Source organism: Mycolicibacterium pallens (assembly GCF_019456675.1).
GTDB classification, from domain to species: domain Bacteria; phylum Actinomycetota; class Actinomycetes; order Mycobacteriales; family Mycobacteriaceae; genus Mycobacterium; species Mycobacterium crocinum.
This window is the reverse complement of record NZ_CP080333.1, coordinates 1,869,568-1,888,555: the sequence shown is the minus strand read 5'-3', so window position 1 is coordinate 1,888,555 and position 18,988 is coordinate 1,869,568. Positions and strand designations below refer to the sequence as shown.

General features: G+C 65.0%; 20 protein-coding genes and 1 pseudogene. 7 read left to right on the top strand and 14 right to left on the bottom strand.

Translation table 11 applies throughout. The features are described from left to right. Window positions 1-24: 24 nt before the first annotated feature. The 6 genes from K0O64_RS09280 to K0O64_RS09255 are packed head-to-tail and all read right to left on the bottom strand — an operon-like array spanning window position 25 to window position 4,345. Window positions 25-816: an SDR family NAD(P)-dependent oxidoreductase gene (locus tag K0O64_RS09280; RefSeq protein WP_096310907.1), complete on the bottom strand. Its 792-nt coding sequence runs from the start codon at window positions 814-816 to the stop codon at window positions 25-27. Between the two features lie 60 nt (window positions 817-876). Next, complete coding sequence (locus K0O64_RS09275; protein WP_225933671.1) at window positions 877-1,464, bottom strand: TetR/AcrR family transcriptional regulator; 588 nt, start codon at window positions 1,462-1,464, stop codon at window positions 877-879. Continuing rightward, window positions 1,461-1,772, bottom strand: a complete 312-nt coding sequence (locus tag K0O64_RS09270; protein ID WP_096310906.1) for an NIPSNAP family protein — start codon at window positions 1,770-1,772, stop codon at window positions 1,461-1,463. The genes K0O64_RS09275 and K0O64_RS09270 overlap by 4 nt, the downstream gene beginning before the upstream one ends. A gap of 30 nt (window positions 1,773-1,802) precedes the next feature. Further along, complete coding sequence (ygiD, locus tag K0O64_RS09265; protein WP_096312769.1) at window positions 1,803-2,648, bottom strand: 4,5-DOPA-extradiol-dioxygenase; 846 nt, start codon at window positions 2,646-2,648, stop codon at window positions 1,803-1,805. Window positions 2,649-2,687: 39 nt separating this feature from the next. Further along, on the bottom strand, window positions 2,688-3,575 hold the full coding sequence (locus K0O64_RS09260; protein ID WP_096310905.1) for a phytanoyl-CoA dioxygenase family protein: 888 nt from the start codon (window positions 3,573-3,575) through the stop codon (window positions 2,688-2,690). Window positions 3,576-3,631: 56 nt separating this feature from the next. After that, window positions 3,632-4,345 (bottom strand): LysR substrate-binding domain-containing protein, encoded by a 714-nt coding sequence (locus K0O64_RS09255; protein ID WP_096310904.1) that lies wholly within the window; start codon window positions 4,343-4,345, stop codon window positions 3,632-3,634. A gap of 28 nt (window positions 4,346-4,373) precedes the next feature. Here K0O64_RS09255 and K0O64_RS09250 point away from each other — a divergent pair, with 28 nt between their 5' ends. Next, entirely contained in the window at window positions 4,374-4,754 is a 381-nt protein-coding gene (locus K0O64_RS09250) for a DUF5997 family protein (protein WP_096310903.1), read from the top strand. 100 nt (window positions 4,755-4,854) lie between these two features. Then, a complete protein-coding gene (locus K0O64_RS09245; protein ID WP_125477413.1) occupies window positions 4,855-5,307 on the top strand; it encodes a hypothetical protein in 453 nt (150 codons plus the stop codon). Here the strand turns inward: K0O64_RS09245 and K0O64_RS09240 are convergent. The 4 genes from K0O64_RS09240 to K0O64_RS09220 all read right to left on the bottom strand — a co-directional run bounded on the left by K0O64_RS09240 (window position 5,247) and on the right by K0O64_RS09220 (window position 9,585). Continuing rightward, on the bottom strand, window positions 5,247-5,618 hold the full coding sequence (locus tag K0O64_RS09240) for a VOC family protein (RefSeq protein ID WP_321189725.1): 372 nt from the start codon (window positions 5,616-5,618) through the stop codon (window positions 5,247-5,249). The genes K0O64_RS09245 and K0O64_RS09240 overlap by 61 nt on opposite strands. Window positions 5,619-6,699: 1,081 nt before the next feature. Next, entirely contained in the window at window positions 6,700-8,868 is a 2,169-nt protein-coding gene (gene nrdE, locus K0O64_RS09230) for a class 1b ribonucleoside-diphosphate reductase subunit alpha (protein ID WP_096310900.1), read from the bottom strand. Then, complete coding sequence (nrdI, locus tag K0O64_RS09225; RefSeq protein WP_096310899.1) at window positions 8,835-9,317, bottom strand: class Ib ribonucleoside-diphosphate reductase assembly flavoprotein NrdI; 483 nt, start codon at window positions 9,315-9,317, stop codon at window positions 8,835-8,837. The genes nrdE and nrdI overlap by 34 nt, the downstream gene beginning before the upstream one ends. Before the next feature lie 28 nt (window positions 9,318-9,345). Then, window positions 9,346-9,585: a redoxin NrdH gene (locus tag K0O64_RS09220; protein WP_071946603.1), complete on the bottom strand. Its 240-nt coding sequence runs from the start codon at window positions 9,583-9,585 to the stop codon at window positions 9,346-9,348. 778 nt (window positions 9,586-10,363) lie between these two features. On the opposite strand from K0O64_RS09220, the gene K0O64_RS09215 reads away from it, so the two are divergent. Continuing rightward, window positions 10,364-11,194 carry a MerR family transcriptional regulator gene (locus tag K0O64_RS09215; protein ID WP_096310898.1) on the top strand — a complete coding sequence of 277 codons (831 nt, stop codon included), beginning with the start codon at window positions 10,364-10,366 and terminating at the stop codon, window positions 11,192-11,194. Window positions 11,195-11,247: 53 nt separating this feature from the next. Here the strand turns inward: K0O64_RS09215 and K0O64_RS09210 are convergent, their stop codons facing one another. Beyond that, a complete protein-coding gene (locus K0O64_RS09210) occupies window positions 11,248-11,790 on the bottom strand; it encodes an NADPH-dependent FMN reductase (RefSeq protein WP_096310897.1) in 543 nt (180 codons plus the stop codon). Window positions 11,791-11,872: 82 nt separating this feature from the next. Here K0O64_RS09210 and K0O64_RS09205 point away from each other — a divergent pair, with 82 nt between their 5' ends. Together K0O64_RS09205 and K0O64_RS09200 are read left to right on the top strand one after the other, a co-directional pair. Then, on the top strand, window positions 11,873-12,481 hold the full coding sequence (locus K0O64_RS09205; RefSeq protein WP_164520042.1) for a TetR/AcrR family transcriptional regulator: 609 nt from the start codon (window positions 11,873-11,875) through the stop codon (window positions 12,479-12,481). Next, complete coding sequence (locus K0O64_RS09200) at window positions 12,478-13,521, top strand: DNA polymerase IV (protein ID WP_096312767.1); 1,044 nt, start codon at window positions 12,478-12,480, stop codon at window positions 13,519-13,521. Before K0O64_RS09205 ends, K0O64_RS09200 begins: the two co-directional genes overlap by 4 nt. Here the strand turns inward: K0O64_RS09200 and K0O64_RS09195 are convergent. After that, a complete protein-coding gene (locus K0O64_RS09195; RefSeq protein WP_096310896.1) occupies window positions 13,518-14,384 on the bottom strand; it encodes an SDR family oxidoreductase in 867 nt (288 codons plus the stop codon). The genes K0O64_RS09200 and K0O64_RS09195 overlap by 4 nt on opposite strands. A gap of 4 nt (window positions 14,385-14,388) precedes the next feature. After that, window positions 14,389-15,027, bottom strand: coding sequence for a TetR/AcrR family transcriptional regulator (locus K0O64_RS09190; RefSeq protein ID WP_096310895.1), 639 nt, complete (start codon window positions 15,025-15,027; stop codon window positions 14,389-14,391). A gap of 131 nt (window positions 15,028-15,158) precedes the next feature. On the opposite strand from K0O64_RS09190, the gene K0O64_RS09185 reads away from it, so the two are divergent. Beyond that, complete coding sequence (locus tag K0O64_RS09185) at window positions 15,159-16,643, top strand: cytochrome P450 (RefSeq protein ID WP_096310894.1); 1,485 nt, start codon at window positions 15,159-15,161, stop codon at window positions 16,641-16,643. Between the two features lie 40 nt (window positions 16,644-16,683). On the opposite strand, the pseudogene K0O64_RS09180 reads toward K0O64_RS09185, so the two are convergent. Beyond that, window positions 16,684-17,553 (bottom strand): annotated as a pseudogene (locus tag K0O64_RS09180) (IS30 family transposase); the annotation flags it as partial. A gap of 124 nt (window positions 17,554-17,677) precedes the next feature. Here K0O64_RS09180 and K0O64_RS09175 point away from each other — a divergent pair. After that, entirely contained in the window at window positions 17,678-18,913 is a 1,236-nt protein-coding gene (locus K0O64_RS09175) for an IS256 family transposase (RefSeq protein WP_071942680.1), read from the top strand. Window positions 18,914-18,988: the final 75 nt, after the last annotated feature.

The window sequence follows — 18,988 nt, the reverse complement described above, 5'->3', positions numbered from 1 at the left end:
CCTTTCGTTGATGATTGGTTGGGTTCAGCTGACGTTGCGGATGGTGCCGCCGTCGACGCGAAGGTCGGCACCGCTGATGTATCCGGCATGCGAGCTGGCGAGGAAGCACACCGCGGCCGCGATCTCCTCAGGCCGACCGAGCCGGCCGATGTCGTTGGGGAACCACGTTGTGGCCGCGGCCTTTTCGATGTCCGGCCAGGTAGGTCCCCAGCCGTTGGCGGCGGCAGCCTGCATCACCATGTCTCGTGTGCTGTCGGTGAGGATCGCTCCCGGGGCGACGATATTGGCTGTGACGCCGGTGCCGGACAACTCGCGTGCGAGTGACACGGTCAGGTTGTGGCGAGCGGCCAAGGTCGCACTGTAGTGAGGCTGCTCCGCGACCGGTTGAACAGCCAGGCCGCCGCCGATCTGGATGACCCTGCCCCAACCCCGTCGGCGCATGCCGGGGACCACATGCGCGATCATCCGTACGACGGAGACGACATTGATCTGGTGAATGCGTGTCCAGTCGTGGGTGGAGAGGTCCGCCCATGATGCGCCGTCGTAGTAGCCGGCATTGTTGACCAGGATGTCGACATTCCCCGCGGCCTGCGCAACCGCGGCAGCCCCGTCCTCGGTCGAGAGATCACCAAGCACGGCGACGGCCTCGCCGTGGTTCGCGCGGATCGCGGATACCACGGCGTCGGTTCGATCGGCGTCGCGTCCGTGCACGATCACGGACACGCCCTCCGAGGCGAGCATCTCGGCGATCGCGCGGCCGAGGCCCGCGCTCGAGCCGGTCACCAGCGCCCGCTTGCCTGCTAATCCCAGTTCCACCGCGGCCTCCTTGTCTACACCCGTATACCTTCGATGTATACGAACGTAGACTTTTGCGGGTTAATTCCCGAGGAGCTCAGCGATCATGGGTTCGAGCACACGTGCGACGTCGGCGGCCTTGCCCCTGGTGAGGGCCCGGGTCCCGACCACCCCGCGCATCATGAGCATTCCGCTGATCACCGCGAGCAAGATCTCGCTGCGTAGTTGCCGGTCCGGGGTGTCCAGTTGCCGCGCCAATCTCGCGCCGACGTGGCGTTCGATGGCTGCACGCACGATCGCCATGGCGGCCGGATTCGACGCCGACCTCAGCATGATCAGAAACGGCTGCGGCGCGTCCGCGTTGGGCCCGCTCTTCGCCACCAATATCCTGACGATGTCACCGACGAGGTCGTCAGACTGTTCGCCGATGAATACCGGTGTGGCGAAAGCAGTTTCGACGGCCTCGGCGAACAGTCCCTCCTTCGAGCCGAAGTACCTGTTCACCAACATGGCGGTGACGCCGGCGTCGTGAGCGATCTGACGGACGCCCACGCCGTCATAACCGGCGCGGGCGAAGTTGTCGATCGCCGAGCGCAAAATCGCCTCGCGGGTCGCAGCCGCGTTTCGCGTGGGTGGTGTGGATGTGGCGATGGGGTCTCCTCCCGTCACTGCAGCGGGGAACCCGCGATGGGCTGAAGCATCTGCGTGTGTGTCGCAATGATGAGTGATGCGTCGAACTGGCGGTGGTCTTCGACGAAGTCCTCACTGTTGCGGTAACTCTCGGCCAAGGCGCGCGGATCGCCGCCCGAGTAATCGACGAGCGCGAGGACGCGTGGCTCGTCGGCAGACAGTTCGGTCCACACACCGTGCACGGTGATGCCGTACGTGCGCAATGTGCGAATGTGGCGAGGCCAGAACTCCGAGACATAGCTCCGCAGGGCGCCGGCATCGGCCAACGTATATGTCCGCAACTCCATCACCCCACAAAGTCTACGGGCGTAGATCAGTCAGATGTTGGTTTCGTCGACGGGCACCCCACTGGCCGGTGCGGCCGCGCCACCGTCGTCGGTTGCGGTGAGGGCGCTGTCGAGCCCCAGCGTGTACGACGTCATCGACAGCGAGCCGTAAGCACAGCCGTCGGTGAGCACCCCGACCCCGCCGCCGTCGGCGGCGGCCAGTCCCGCGAAGTACAGCAGCGGCAGGAAGTGGTCCGGGGTAGGCACCGCCGCCGTGTAGTCGGAGTGTTCGCGCAGCCGGACGGCGGCGGCCGGGTCGGTCTGCAGCTGCGCCCGCGCCTGGTCATCGAAGCGTTGCGCCCAGTCAAAGGCCTTGTCCCCCATGCCCGGATCCATGCCCGCCAGGTTGTGGACGACGTTGCCGCTCCCCAGGATGAGCACGCCCCGCTCGCGCAGCGCCGCCAATTTGGCGCCGAGTTCGAGGTGGTACTCCAGCGGTTTGTAGGCGTTGATCGCCAGCTGAACCACGGGCACCGACGCGTCCGGAAACGCGTGCACCAACACCGACCAGGTGCCGTGGTCGATCCCCCAACTGTCGACGTCGGCACCAACCCAGGTCGGTTCGACCACGTCGGCGACCTCCTCGGCGAGCTCCGGCAGTCCCGGTGCCGGATACTGCACATCGAAGAGCTCGGCCGGAAAGCCGTAGAAATCGTGGATCGTTCGCGGTGTGGCCATCGCGGTGACGGCGGTGGCGTTGATGTACCAGTGCGCGCTGACGACCAGCAGCGCCCGTGGGCGCGGCACCGCCTGCCCGAACGCCCGCCACGCCGAGGTGTAGCGATTGAGCTCCAGGGCGTTCATCGGGCTGCCGTGTCCGACGAACGCCGCCGGCATGAGTGCGGCCATGCGTCTAGTTAACCGCAGGCCGCCGCCTTACTCACTGTGAGTGAGCTGGTCGGCGAAAGCGGCGCCGGCACTGCCGTTGAGCTTGGCTGCGTCGAAGCCGTATCCGACGGCGTCACCGCGGACCGCGCGCAGCGGGTCTTCGAAGTCGCGGAAGTACCCCATCGCCCAGGCGCCCTCCTGGTAGCCGATCAGCTTCAGCAGGTCGTCATCGAGTGTGCGCGCCACTTCGGTTGGTACCGAAAGGAATTGGTTCTCCTCCTGGCGCACCCACCCGACGCAGTAGTTGACGTTGATGGCACGCCGGACCTTCTGGCTGCGGTTGGCGGCGCCGCTGTGCACGATCTTGCCGGAATAGAGCAGCACCGAACCCCGCGTCATCTCGGCCTGCACGCACTCGTCGTCGGCGTAGTCCGTCGGTTTCTTGTTCCCGACCTGGCTTCCCGGGAGGACCCGGGTCGCGCCCATTTCGGCGGTGTAGTCGGTCATCGCCCACAGCGTGTTGCACTGCACGTGGTAGTCGTCAGGAAACGGATAGAAGTCGAAGGCATTCTGGTCGCGGTGCAACGCCTGGTCCGATTCGCCGGGTTCGATCGAGATGACCTGGGTCAGCATCAGCTGAAAGGCACTCGCATGGCCGAGGAAGTCCTGGCACACACCGAGGATCGACGGGTTCTGAATCAGCGTGCGGCAGGCCGGTGATCGGGCTACGAGCGCACCGGTGCGCCGGGTCTTGCGGCCGATCATCGCGTTGTAGCCCATTGGCGTCGCGTCGAGGTAGGGCGCCAGTTCGTCGCCGATGGTGTCCATCAGCGATTCCGGCACCAGGTTGTCGACGATCACGTAGCCGTCACGGCGGAGGTGGTCGGCCAGGTCGGCCGCCGACGTGGAGGCTGGGACGTGCGTCAGCTCGGTCATCGCTCGAGTATCTCGAAGCGTGTGTGTTGACCAGGTAAAACAGCGTCACACGCGGGTTAAGGCCGCCGCCGCTTGGTGGTGCCCGGCGTGCGGGCGACCTTGCCCGCGGCAGCGCGGGCGGCCTGTTTGGCCAGTGTCTTCTCCCGCGCGGTGCGCTTCGGTGCCGGCTGCGCCTGCCCCCGCGACGACCCGGGTCTTCTCCCCCGCACGATCCCGGTGAATTCGTCGACCAGTACCGACGGCGGACCTTCCGGGAAGGCAAGCGCCACAGCACAAGTCGGTGCGCCGGTGATCGGCCGGTAGGTGAGATCCCGACGGTGGTACAGCCGGGCCAAAGACTGCGGAACGATCAGCACACCCAAGCCGGCTGCGACGAGTTCTATTGCCGCCTCGGTGGTCTCGGGCCGGTGATCGATCGGCTTGCCGGGAGCCTCCGGCCAGGCGACGACGTCGTCGAGCGGCAGCAGGGTCGGCTCACCGTCGAGGTCCGCGGAGGTGATCTCGTCGGTTGCGGTGAGAAGGTGATCGGTCGGCACCACGGCCACCGTCGTCTCCTCATAGAGCGGGATGACGGACAACCCGGACGTGTCGGTCGGGAGGCGCAGCAATGCCACGTCGACCGCGCGTGCCCGCACGTCGGCTGCCGCGTCCGCCGCGGTGACAGCACACAGCTTCAGCGGCACCCCGGGCTGACGCTCCGCCCAGATCCGTGCCCACTTCGCGGGCGTCGCGCCCGGGACGTACCCGAGCGTGAGCGAGGACTGGGTCACCGCCTCAGGCTACCGATACTCTGATGCCATGAGCAGGCCGAACGCGCAGTCGATGAAACCCGCCACGGCGGCAAAGAAGCTGGACGTGTACCTGCCGGCGACGCCCGAGGAGTTCCAGGCAAACGCGATCACCCGCGACGAACTGGCCGCGCTGCAGGCCGACCCGCCGCAGTGGCTGAAGGACCTCCGCAAGAACGGTCCGCACCCGAAGAACCTCGTCGCGGCCAAGCTCGGCGTCTCGATCGCGGGGCTGACCCGCGGCGGTGTGACCGAGGCGCTGACCACCGAGCAGATCGACGCGGTGCTCGCCGACAAGCCCGACTGGCTGGTCGCCGAACGCGAGAGCTACCAGAACGTGCTGGCCGAGGAACGGCGTCTGAAGGCGCTGCGCGCCGAGAAGACCCGTTGAGACCGCAATGAGAGCGAAGAAATCAGCGAATAGTCGCTCTCACTACGGTCTCAACGCAGTAGCGGCAGCCACCATCGGCTATGTCGGCTACTCCCTGGTGATGCTGCGGCTCGAAAATCGGATGCGTCGTACCGGCGGGCCAGGAATCATCCCGTTCGAGCTGGCAGGCACCTCCACCAAAGCCGAGGCCATCATGGACCGGTGGGGCGCAGACGGCCAGCGCGCAGCTCGCCTATCCATGTGGCTCGACTTCGGGTACATGACCAGCTACGGAATTCTGCTGGGCCTGCTCGTCGACCGGCAACGTCGACGCCGGGGTCACCCGGCGTGGTTACCAGCCCTGGCTGCCGCCGCAGTCGCGGGTGATGCAGTCGAGGGCGTCGCCCTACTGCGCGTGCTCGACCGACGAGATGTCGCAGTGAACGCGCGCCGTGCCCAAGTCGCAGCCTCGATCAAATTCGCCATTCTTGCGGTGGCGCTCGGGTATTCGTTCTACCCCGCCTCGGCGTCCATCCAGAAGATCTGCCAGGAATGGCCGTCGAGGTCGTTGTAGCTGCGGCCGTACATGGATCCGTGGTCTTCGGCATCACCATCGGTGCCGCCCGCAGCGAGGGCGCGATTTACCAACGCGTCCACCGCTTCACGACTGTCGACGGTGAGGCAGACGACGCACTCCTTGACCTTCGTGGCGTCGGCGGTCTCCACCGGGTGCAGTGAGTCGAACACGTCGCGCTGCACCAGCATCGCGAATTGATTGTCGCCCAGCACCAGCGTCACTGAATTGTCGCCGCTGAACTGGTCGTTGAATGCGTATCCAAGATCGGAGAAGAACCGTCGCGAGCGCTCGACATCGGCGACAGGCATGTTGACCAACATCATTGCGTGCACGGGTACCTCCGGTGGCTATGCGGGATCCCGGTGGATGCCGTCGGAGAGATAGACCGGAGCCGATCGCGAAAGTCATCGCCACCGCATTGATTGAGCTGCTCGCCCGGAAGGGCTTGCGCGATTGACAGAGTCGTCCAGCAGCCGCGAGAACACTTAAATACTCGACTTCTGTTTCAACTCAGTGCTAGTCAGTCCGGCTCTTCTATGCAGTAGGGACACTTGTCGCTCTTGATTCCCCGATTCGTGTGATACCGAGTGTGCGCACTGCGTTTGCTTGACGGCCTAGGCCGTCCCTTTCGCGCAGCTGACATCTTCGCCCGAGTCTCATCGCTCGCACGCCGGCCATAATTCGGGTTGCCCGTGCCTCGCCTCTGTTTGGACAGAGTCTCGCGAGCTTCTTGCGACATGACGTGGCCGAAACTCGGGTGGTCGCTTCCGAACTTCCCGAAGTTGGGGTTATCCGGTCCTGAGTTCTGCCCCTTTCGCGTTCTGGACCATTTCACACGTTGCTCAGCCGCGTGAGTCTTGCCGTAGAAAGGATTTTCAGCAGCGAATCGACTGACGCCCTTCCGTCCGGTCGATCGAACCCTCGCGGCTTCCCGCATCTCGGCGGTCCACTCGATACCCATAGGACCGAGTCCGCCTTCGGACAGATTGAGCAGCGGGTGCCCGTCCTGACGAAGCAACCTAATCCAGAAGATTTCCTCCCGACCGAGGTTGTCGAGACCTTCCACGCAGTCGAGCAGATCGACATCAATTTCATCGCCCTCATGGGCCCGCAGCCAATCGTAAAACGGCGTCTTCCTACCAGACCGAGCGATCTTGAGATGTTGCCTTAAGCGAACCTCGGCGGATTTAGTCGTAAGTCCTACATAGCGATACACCGACTCCGACCGGAGTCTGATCCCGTAGATCACGCCTCCGGTCGGAAGTTCAGCCGCCATGAGGCGACGATAAGCCTGACGTCTGACACGTGCGGATGGCAAGACCCCTTGAGACAGCAGTGAGGGCGAAGATTGCGCGGAATCTTCGCCCTCACTGCTAACTCAATCGCGCGCTACAGCATGCAGCTGACGCAATTTTCCACTTGTGTCCCCTCCAGAGCCATCTGGCGAAGGCGGATGTAGTAGAGCGTCTTGATGCCCTTGCGCCAGGCGTAAATCTGCGCCTTATTGACCTCGCGGGTGTCGGCGGTGTCCTTGAAGAACAGCGTCAGCGAAAGCCCTTGGTCCACATGCTGAGTGGCCGCGGCGTAGGTGTCGATGATCTTCTCGTAACCAATTTCGTACGCATCCTGGTAGTACTCCAGGTTGTCGTTCGTCATGTAGGGCGCCGGGTAGTAGACGCGGCCGATCTTGCCTTCCTTGCGGATCTCGACCTTGCTCGCCACCGGGTGAATCGAGCTCGTCGAGTGGTTGATGTACGAGATCGACCCGGTCGGCGGAACGGCCTGCAGGTTCTGGTTGTAGATACCGTGTTTCTGCACCGACTCCTTGAGCCGCAACCAATCCTCTTGGGTCGGAATGCGAATGCCCGCCTTGTCGAACAGCTCGCGCACCCGCTCCGTCGCCGGCTCCCACACCTGCTCGGTGTACTTGTCGAAGAACTCACCGCTGGCGTACTTGGACTTCTCGAAGCCCTTGAACGTCGCGCCGCGCTCGATCGCGATCTTGTTCGACGCGCGCAGCGCGTGGTAGAGCACCGTGTAGAAGTACATGTTGGTGAAGTCGATGCCCTCTTCGGATCCGTAGAAGATCCGTTCGCGCGCAAGGTATCCGTGCAGATTCATCTGCCCGAGACCGATGGCATGCGAATCGTTGTTGCCCTGCTCGATCGACGGCACCGACCAGATGTGCGTCTGGTCGCTCACCGCGGTCAACCCGCGGATGGCCACCTCGATGGTCTGCGCGAAGTCCGGCGAGTCCATCGCCTTGGCGATGTTCAGCGAGCCCAGGTTGCAGGAAATGTCCTTGCCCACCTTGGAATACGACAGATCCTCGTTGAACTCCGAGGGCGTCGACACCTGCAGGATTTCCGAGCACAGGTTGGAGTGCGTGATCTTGCCGTCGATCGGGTTGGCCCGGTTCACCGTGTCCTCGAACATGATGTACGGGTAACCGGACTCGAACTGCAGCTCGGCCAGCGTCTGGAAGAACTCGCGCGCCTTGATCTTGGTCTTACGGATCCGGCCGTCGTTGACCATTTCGTGGTACTTCTCGGTGACCGAGATGTCGGCGAACGGAACGCCATACACGCGCTCGACGTCGTACGGCGAGAACAGGTACATGTCCTCGTTCTTCTTCGCCAACTCGAACGTGATGTCCGGAATCACCACACCCAACGAGAGCGTCTTGATGCGGATCTTCTCGTCGGCGTTCTCCCGCTTGGTGTCCAGGAAGCGGTAGATGTCCGGGTGATGCGCGTGCAGGTAGACCGCACCGGCACCTTGGCGCGCACCGAGCTGGTTGGCGTAGGAGAACGAGTCCTCCAGCAACTTCATGATCGGGATGACGCCAGAGCTCTGGTTTTCGATGTTCTTGATCGGCGCGCCGTGTTCGCGGATGTTGGTCAGCAGCAACGCAACCCCGCCACCGCGCTTGGACAGCTGCAGCGCCGAGTTGATCGAACGGCCGATCGACTCCATGTTGTCCTCGATGCGCAGCAGGAAGCAGCTCACCGGCTCGCCGCGCTGCTTCTTGCCCGAGTTGAGGAACGTCGGGGTGGCCGGCTGGAACCGGCCGTCGATGATCTCGTCGACCAGCTTCTCGGCCAGCATGGTGTCGCCGGCGGCCAGCGTCAGCGCCACCATCACCACCCGGTCCTCGAACCGCTCCAGGTAGCGCTTCCCGTCGAAGGTCTTCAGCGTGTAGGAGGTGTAGTACTTGAAGGCGCCGAGGAAGGTCGGGAACCGGAACTTCTTGGCGTAGGCGCGATCGGTCAGCGTCTTGACGAAGTTGCGCGAGTACTGGTCGAGAACCTCACGCTCGTAATAGTTCTCGCGGATCAGGTAGTCGAGCTTCTCGTCCTGATTGTGGAAGAACACGGTGTTCTGGTTGACGTGTTCGAGGAAGTACTGGCGTGCGGCCAGGACATCCATGTCGAACTGGATCTTGCCGTCCGCGTCGTACAGATTCAGCATCGCGTTGAGCGCGTGGTAGTCGGTCTCCCCCGGCAACGCGTGCCCTGACGTCGTTACAGGCTCAGCAGCTGTGACTGTAGGTGGCACGTGTCCTCGTCCTTCCAGAATTTCGTTAATTCCGCACGAACGGCTTCCACGTCCTCTGCGGTTCCCATCATTTCGAAGCGGTAGAGCAGTCGCACCTTGCACTTGTGCGAAACCAGCCTGGCCGCAAAGCAGTACTCGGCACCGAATTGTGTGTTGCCGGCCCCCACCACTGCGCGGATGTGGGACCGATTGTGCGGATTGTTCAGAAACCTGATGACCTGCTTGGGGACGTAACCCTTGGCGTCGAGCGTCGGGCTGTCGCCCCGGCCCCTGCCATAGGTCGGCAGGAGCAGAACATACGGCTGGTGTACCTCGATGCGCTCGTGAAGGGGAATCCGGATGGCCGGCATACCCAGCTTCTGCACGAAGCGGTGGGTGTTCTCCGAAACGCTGGAGAAGTACACCAACCGCTCCGGGCCTGCCAGGCTCGGGCTGCCATCCGGATTCATCACTTCTCTTTCCGTGGCGCCCGGGCCGCTAAGCGCTCAGTGCGGTACCGGCGAGAGCCTTGATCCGGTCCGGCCGGAAGCCGGACCAGTGCTCACCGCCGGCAACGACGACCGGCGCCTGCAGGTAACCCATGGACATCACGTAATCGCGGGCCTCGGCGTCCTCGCTGATGTCGACGACGTCATAGGTCAGACCCGTCTTGTCCAGGGCCTTGTAGGTCATGTTGCACTGCACGCAGGCGGGCTTGGTGTACACGGTGATGGTCATCTGCGAATGGCTCCTCAGCGAAACATAGAGATGGACTCAGCAAGACTGGCTGTGCGCGGGCACTCATGAACTTTCAGCGAGCTGTCGGACCCTGAAATTCCTGACCGGCGGAGCCGCTCGGACCGACATCTCAGCTTCGGTTCCGGCGATCCGGCGGACCTGTGACTTTCTGGTCTGTCGGCCTGTCGAACACTACACCTAGTGTCCGACAGCGAGAAGAGATACAACATGTTCTGAATAACAATTTTGAAATTCCCTGGTCGTAAGCCCTTCGCGCCTCCCCAGCACGGCGTGTCGCATGTCACAACACGCCGGATGCCACCACATGTGCCTAGGTGTACCACCGGGTACCGACATCGCCTGCGCATCCGGCCTCGCAGCACGCCCATACAGCAACCCGGGAATCACGTGGAGTCGCTCAGCCGGTGACCCGCTCGCCGAGCAGTACACAATCCGCCGGGCTGAGCGCGGAAGTGTCGGGCTCCGCCGTTCCCCGTCGCGTGGCCAGCGGGTGGCGCCCTCCGCAATCTCGCCGGCATCCGACGCGGCTCCGCCCAGCGCGCACGCCGCTACCCGCGCAGCCGGGGCGGCGTTCCTACTTGGCTGCATCCCAGTCTGTGTTGGTCATGACCCCACGGTGGACGTTGCCGTAAGGGGAAGGTCAACCCCGGGCGGACGAACCTTCGGAGACGCGCCCCGATGTTGACCTTCCCCCTGGGAGAGGCTTCAGGATGGCCGTGTCCCATCGCACGGGCGGTGCAACGCAGAGGAGGACGGCATGGGCGCTCAGGTCTCGATCGGAGACTTCGCGGTGATGACGAGCTTGAGCCGCAAGGCGCTACGGCACTACCACGACATCGGCATCCTCGAGCCGGCCCACATCGACTCCCACACCGGCTACCGCTACTACGACACCAGCCAGGTCGATCACGCGCACATCATCCGACGGTTCCGATCCCTCGGCATGTCCATCCCGGACATCAAGGCGTTGTTGAGCACCGAGGACGCCGCGGCGCGCAGCGAGATCATCACAAGCCATCTCGCACAGATGGAGGAGCAGCTGCAGCAGACCCGTGACACGGTCGGCGCGCTGCGCGAACTGCTCTCCCCGGTGCGCGTGCCCACCCACGTGGAGGTGCGCCGTGAACGAGCGCTCGCCGTGTGGTCCATCGGCGCCACCATCGAGACCGCGGAGATCGACACCTGGTTCGGGGCGGCGTTGACGACGCTGCGCGACGCGGTGACTGCGGCAGCGGGCGCCGATCGCGCGGTCGTGCCGGGCGGACTCTACGACCGAGCCCTGTTCCTCGAATCACAGGGCACCGCAACCCTGTTCGTCCCGGCGCCGCAATCCACCGACCCTCCGGATGGCATCAGCGCAGAGGTCCTGCCTGCAGCCGAATACGCGGTTCTCACACACCGCGGCGGTCACGACGACGGCATCGACCGTAGTTACGCTGCGCTGGGCACATACGTCAACGAACGCATGATCAGCGACCAGGGGCCAATCCGTGAGCACTACATCGGCAGCACGCCTGCACAGCCGACGACGTTTACCGCTACGGAGATCTGTTGGCCGGTCTTCAGCACCACCCCGCACCCGGACTGACAGCAGCCGTCACGGTCTGATCGCGGACCTCGTCATCGCGCCCTGAACTGCGGTCAGCTCACCTCGGCGGCGAGCTTGCCGACCACGTCGCGCACGGCGGCGGACACCTCGGCGTTCTCCCGCGGATGCTTGCCGTCGAAGGTCTTGGACGGCACCGACAGCTTCAGCGACTCCACGACACGGGGGCCGGCGATCCCGAACGACTTGCGCGTCTCGTCGTGCGCCCACACACCGCCGTACTGGCCCAGCGCCGACCCGATGACGGCCAGCGGCTTGTCCTTCAGCGCGCCGTTACCCCAGGGCCGTGACAGCCAGTCGATGGCGTTCTTCAACACGCCCGGGATCGAGCCGTTGTATTCCGGGGTCACCACCAGTGCCGCATCGGCCTGCGCCGCTGCCGCGCGCAGCGCCGCCACCGCCGGGTGCGCGTCGTCGGTGTCGATGTCCTCGTTGTAGTGGGGTAGGTCGCCCAGCCCCTCATAGACGGTGACCGTGACGCCGTCGGGAGCCGACTCCGCCGCGAGCTCGGCGAGCTGGCGATTGACCGAGGCCGCCCGCAAGCTGCCTACCAGCGCCAGCACGTTGATATCCGCCATGTCCGCAATCCTCTCAGTCGTATGCGATCCTCGCATGACAGAAACGGACCATGGTCCGGTTTATTTCCCGCTGAGCTAAAGTGTGGGAGTGAGTGCGATCTACGGGGCCAATGAGCTGTCCGTTTCCGCGCCGCAAGAACGAGGCGATGCCGCCCGCAATCGACTGCTCCTGCTCGACGCCGCCCGCACCCTGATCGCCGAACGCGGTGCCGACGCGGTCTCCATGGATGACATCGCCGCCGCAGCCGGCGTCGGCAAGGGCACCTTGTTCCGTCGCTTCGGCAGTCGCGCCGGGCTGATGATGGTCCTGCTCGACGAGGACGAGCGCGCCATCCAGCAGGCGTTCCTGTTCGGGCCGGCGCCGCTGGGTCCGGAAGCGCCTCCCCTGCAACGACTTCTGGCCTTCGGCCGCGAACGCCTGCGTTTTGTCCAGACCCACCGCGACCTGCTTCTCGACGCCAACCGCGATCCCGACTCGCGCTACAGCGCACCATTCGCCGTGATGCACACCCACGTTCGCGTCTTGCTGGATGCCGCGGGCAGCTCCGGGGATCTAGACGCACAGGCCGACGCACTGCTGGCGCTGCTGGATGCCGACTACGTCACCCGTCAGCTCCACGAGCGCGGCCACACCCTGGACAGCTTGGGCGACGCCTGGGAGAGCGTCGCGCGCAAGCTGTGCGGGACGTGACCGCACCAACAGCCCGCGACTGGGTGCTGCATGTCGACCTCGACCAGTTCCTGGCTTCCGTCGAGCTGCGCCGCCACCCCGAACTCGTCGGTCTGCCGGTAATCGTCGGTGGCAGTGGCGATCCCACGGAGTCACGCAAGGTCGTGACGTGCGCATCGTATGAGGCCCGCAGCTTCGGCGTGCACGCCGGGATGCCGTTGCGCAGCGCGGCGCGCAAGTGCCCCGACGCGACGTTCCTGCCGTCCGACCCGCCGGCCTACGACGCGGCCTCCGACCAAGTGATGGGATTACTACGGGACCTCGGCCATCCGGTCGAGGTGTGGGGCTGGGACGAGGCGTACGTCGGGGCCCACGTCGAAGACCCGGTCGAGCTGGCCGAGCGGATCCGCACGGTGATCGCCGCCGAGACCGGCCTGGTCTGCTCGGTGGGGATCAGCGACAACAAGCAGCGCGCCAAAGTCGCCACCGGCTTCGGCAAGCCCGACGGTGTCTACACGCTCACCGATGCCAACTGGATGGAGCAGATGGGCGCCCGCCCGGTCGACGCCTTGTGGGGAGTCGGTCCCAAGACCGCGAAAAAGCTTGCCGGCCTGGGTGTCACGACGGTCCGCGAGCTCGCCCACACCGACGCCGAGCTGCTGACCGCCACCTTCGGTCCGCGTACCGGACTGTGGCTTCTGCTGCTGGCCAAGGGCGGCGGGGACACGACGGTCAGCGCCGAGCCATGGATTCCACGCTCCCGCAGCCATGTCATCACATTTCCGCGAGACCTGACCGAACGCGCGGAGATGGACGCCGCGATCGTCGACCTCGCGCAGCAGGCTCTCGCCGATGTCGTCGCGCAGTCACGCATCGTCACCCGCGTGGCAGTCACGGTGCGCACCAACACGTTCTACACGCGGACCAAGATCCGCAAACTCGACGAGCCGAGCGTCGACGGCGAGCTGATCACGGCGGCGGCACTGCGGGTGTTCGACCTCTTCGAGCTCGACCGCCCGGTGCGTCTGCTCGGGGTGCGTCTGGAGCTGGCGCCGGTTTAGTCGGGGCGGGAAACAGCCCCGCGCGGGCGCAGCACCCGGGTGAAGAAGACGTTGACCCGGGTCATCGCCACGCTGTACGGCCACCACGCCAGCCGTTTGAACGCATAGAGCGCGCGGATGTCCGGCGAGGTGTAGATCAGGAAACGGTTCTTGGTGACGCCGGCCAGAATCGCGTCGGCGACCTTCTCCGGCGACACCGCGTGCCCGCCAAACCGCTTGACCCACTTCTGCACCTTCGGGTGGTCGCGATCCACACCGGCGATCTGGACGGTCTGCACCAACGGGGTGTCCACCGCGCCGGGCACCACCAGCGAGACGCCGATGTCGTGGCGGGCGAGGTCGAAGCGCAATACCTCCGAAAGTCCGCGCAGCCCATACTTACTCGCGCTGTAAGCGGCATGCCATGGCAGCGCGACCAGGCCGGCGGCTGAGGAAACATTGACCAGCTGGCCACCTCGGCCTGCGGCCACTATCGGAGGCAACAAGGTTTCGATGACGTGGATCGGGCCCATCAGGTTGACCTCGATCATCGAGCGCCAATGCCGGTGGGTCAGCTGATCAACGGTCCCCCACGCCGAGATCCCGGCGATGTTCATCACGATGTCCATCGCGGGATGTCGGGTGTGGATGTCGGCGGCGAATCCGGCGACCGCGTCGTAATCGGAGATGTCCAAGGCGCGATGCTCGGGCACCTCGGCGCCGAGCGCGCGGGCGTCGGCGACGGTCTGCTCCAAACCCTCGGCGTTGACGTCGGTGAGATACAACTCGGCACCCTCGCGCGCCAGCCGCAGCGCGGTGGCACGCCCGATACCGCTGGCCGCGCCCGTGATGAAAACCCTCTTGCCCGCGAAGCCGTCAGCCATCGATCTACTCGCCGACCTGTCCGCCCCACAGCGCGTGCAGCCACAGCTTTTCCAGGATGAGCACCGCCTCGTCCATCTTCCGCTCGGGACCGACGAACGCGGAGTCACCGGACAGCGTGAAAGCCGTTGTCGCCGCGAGGGTTCGGACCAGTCCGCGGATGTCATCACTGATCGGGGATGCGGTGCGGTTGCGCAGCTCGGCCTCGACGATCGGGACGATCTGGTCGACGACGGCCTCGTTGTAGGCGTCGAGGATCTCGCGGATCTCGGCGTCGGTGTGGCGCGCGGCATTGCAGGCCGACATCACCGGGTCGTTGTGGGCGTAGACGGCAGCGGCACTGCGCACCATGCGTTCGGCGAATGCCGTCGGCGACTCCTGCGGTCCGCGCGGGGCGAACGACTGCGTGAGTTCCTCGAGCTCGTGGGCGGCCGCACCGACGATATGGGCCAGCACGGCGTACTTGGAGTCGAAGTAGAAGTAGAACCCCGAGCGGGCCACACCGGCCCGGTCGCTGATCGTGCTGACGGACAGCTCGGCGAAGGGCTTCTCTTCGAGCAGCTCACGGACGGCTTGGACGATCGCGTGGCGCTGCTTGTCGCCGCGACGACGAGGCGCCTCGACGGGCTCTTGCTGCGCGGTCACCCAAATACCTTGCACCACGCCGGGGCCGAAGTGAAACTTGACATGCGTCAAGAAAGTTGGCGAGGATGGAGTGATCCTGTGGTGCCGGCCACACCGCGGCCGGCACAGATGCCTGTTTTCAAGGAGCGTCGATGGCCACGATCAGCACCCCGCAGTACGTACTGGACCAGGCGAAGCGCCGCGTCACGACGTCACCGATGCTGACGCTGCCCGGCATGGGCCTACTGGAGAAGCGGCTGAATGCCCGGGACTGGCCGCAGCACGAGATGGCTCAGCCGCCCGCCGGCAGCGATCTCAAAGCGGTGATGGGCGACGCCGGCCTGCCGATCATCGGCCATATGGTCGAGATGTTCCGGGGCGGCCCCGACTTCTGGCTGCAGAAGTACCGCAAACACGGCCCGGTCATGCTGCTCGATTCACCGATCATCCCGACAGTGGCCGCGCTGGGCCCCGATGCCGGGCAGGCGATCTACTCCAACCGCAACAAGGACTACTCGCAGCAGGGCTGGACCCCGATGATCGGGGCGTTTTTCAACCGCGGCCTGATGCTGATGGACTTCGAGGAACACATGTTCCACCGCCGGATCATGCAGGAGGCGTTCACCCGGACCCGGCTGGTCGGCTACACCGAGCAGGTCGACAAGGTCGTCTCGCAGGTCGTCGCCAACGACTGGGTCACAAACGACCCGCGCTTCCTGCTCTACCCGGCGATGAAGGAGCTCACCCTCGACATCGCCTCGATGGTGTTCATGGGCCACGAGCCGGGCACCGACCGCGAGCTGGTGACCAAGGTCAACAAGGCGTTCACCGTCACCACCCGGGCCGGCAACGCGATCATCCGCACCGGCATCCCGCCGTTCACCTGGTGGCGTGGCCTGAAGGCCCGCGAGTACCTCGAGAACTACTTCGAGGAGCGGGTGAAGGAGAAGCGCGGCTCCAACGGCTCGGATCTGTTGTCGGTGCTGTGCCAGACCGAGGACGAGGACGGCAACAAGTTCTCCGACGAAGACATCGTCAACCACATGATCTTCCTGATGATGGCCGCCCACGACACCTCGACGTCCACGGCGACGACGATGTCGTACTACCTGGCCGCCAACCCCGAGTGGCAGGAGCGCTGCCGCGACGAGTCCGACCGGCTCGGCGACGGCCCGCTCGATATCGAAGCGCTGGAGAAGCTGGAATCGCTCGACTTGGTGATGAACGAGTCGATCCGCCTCGTCTCACCCGTGCAGTGGGCGATGCGCCGGACCGTGCGCGACACCGAGCTGCTCGGCTACTACCTGCCCAAGGACACCAACGTCATCTACTACCCGGGTATGACCCACCGGCTCGAGGAGATCTACCCCGACCCGTACACGTTCGACCCGGCCCGCTTCGCCGAGCCGCGCAACGAGCACAAGAAGCACCGCTATGGCTTCACCCCGTTCGGCGGTGGCGCCCACAAGTGCATCGGCATGGTGTTCGGCCAGCTGGAGATCAAGACGATCATGCATCGACTGCTGCGCCGCTACCGGCTCGAGCTGCCCCGCCCGGGCTACGAGCCGCGCCAGGACTACGGCGGCATGCCGGTGCCCATGGATGGCATGCCGATCGTGCTGCGTCCGCTGCACTGACGCCGAGATCGACGAATTGCAGGGATTTACTCGGGTGGATTCAAGGTTTGGTTGCAACAGTGGATTCTGTCGCGGCTGACAGTAGCGCGTTGAGGCGGTTGGTGGGGTTGTCCCAGTTGAAGCGTTTGCGGGGGCGTCCGTTGAGTTCGTCGGCGACGTAGGCGAGGTGTTCGGCGGAGTTCACCGAGAGGTCGGTGCCCTTCGGGAAGTATTGCCTCAGTAGACCGTTGGTGTTCTCGTTGCTTCCGCGCTGCCAGGGTGAATGGGGATCGCAGAAGTAGACATCGATGCCGGCCTCGATGCTGATGCGGGCGTGTTGAGCCATCTCGTGGCCTTGGTCCCAGGTCACGGTGCGCCGCAATGTCGCGGGCAGCTCGGTGATCGCGGCGATCATGGCCTCGGCGACGACATCGGCGCTGCGGGTGTCGGGCAGGTGCAGCAGACGCACGTATCCGGTGGACCGTTCAACCAGGGTGCCGATCTGGGAGGCCTGATTCTTGCCGATGATCAGGTCGCCTTCCCAGTGGCCGGGCACCGCACGGTCCTGGGCCTCGGCGTCCCGCTCACTGATGTTGACCATGCCTGGAATGCGGCCCTTGCCCTTGTGCGCCCCGGCTCGCGCGCGAGGCTTGCGCAATGCCCGTCCAGTGCGCAGACAAGCGGTCAACTCACGTCGCAACTCACCGCGTCCCTGCACGTAGAGCGCTTTGTAGATGGTTTCGTGAGACACCTGCATCTCCGGACGGTCGGGATAGGTCGCGGCCAAGATCCCAGCGATCTGTGCCGGGCTGTACCTCTTGACCAACAACGCTTGCACCTCGGTGCGCAGCACCGCACAGCGCCCCAACTTTCCCGTCTTGGGTCGGCGCGCACGCTGTTCACTGCGCCTCTGAGCGACGCGCGCCGAGTACGCCGAGTTCACGTCTCTGGGGGTGGTGTAAGTAGTGGCGGCGTGTCGGTGCTGACGTAAGAGGGCCATCGCGTGAGTCTCTGTGGTGAAACGACCAAGGATCACTACCGAGAGGAACATCGCGATGGCCCTGGACCAGTCTGCCTTGTTGGAGGTGCTTGATGCACTGCGCACCGCCGATGCCGGGGAGCGGATCAAGCAAGCTGCGGAGACGATCTATCAGGCGCTGATCGAGGCGGAGTTGAGCGCGTACATCGGCGCCGAGCCTCACGAGCGCACCGAGACCCGCACCAACCAGCGCAACGGCTCACGGCTGCGCACGCTGTCCACGACGGCCGGGGATCTGGAGTTACGCATCCCCAAGCTGCGCTCGGGATCGTTCTTCCCCGCTTTGTTGGAGCGCCGCCGCCGGGTCGATCAGTGCCTGTTCGCGGTGGTGATGGAGGCCTACCTGCACGGCACCTCCACCCGCAAGGTCGACGATCTGATCAAGGCGCTGGGCGCCGATACCGGGATCTCCAAAAGCGAGGTATCCCGAATCTGCAAAGACCTTGACACCGAGGTCGGCGCCTTCCGAGACCGGCCACTGGGCGAGCAGCGCTTCCCGTATGTGTTCCTCGATGCCACTTACTGCAAGGCCCGGGTCAATCACCGGGTGGTCTCCCAGGCGGTGGTCATCGCCACCGGGGTGGCCGCCGACGGACGGCGCGAAGTGCTGGGCTTTGAGGTCGGCGACAGCGAGGACGGCGCGTTCTGGACGGCGTTCTTGCGGTCGCTGAAGTCCCGCGGCCTGGCCGGGGTGCAGTTGGTAATCTCCGATGCCCACGCCGGCCTGCGCTCGGCGATCGAGGCGGTCCTGATCGGATCGGCCTGGCAGAGATGTCGGGTGCATTTCCTGCGCAACCTGCTGGCCCAGGTGCCCAAGGGATCGGCGGAGATGGTGGCCGCAGCGATCCGCACGATCTTCGCCCAGCCCGACGCCGAGCATGTCCGTGACCAGCTCGACACCATCGCCGGCATGCTCGGCCGCCAGTTCCCCAAGGTCGAGACGATGCTGCGCCAGGCCGCCGAGGACATCACCGCGTTCGCCGATTTCCCTGTGCCGCACTGGAAGAAGATCTGGTCGACCAACCCCCTGGAACGGCTCAACAAGGAGATCAAACGCCGCACCGACGTCGTCGGTGTCTTCCCCAACCCCGCCGCACTGCTACGTCTGGCCGGCTCGGTCCTGGTCGAGGCCCACGATGAATGGCAGGTCGCCGACAAGCGCTACCTCTCCGAAACCACCCTGGCCCTGCTCAACACCAGCAGCGAGGACAACGCCGAAACAGTTGCCGCCACAGCAGCACTCACGGCATAGTGACTACCGCAGAGCCTCACGCGAACACGCGACCGCTCTTACACCACCCCACGGGACGTGACCCTGCGGTTGAGC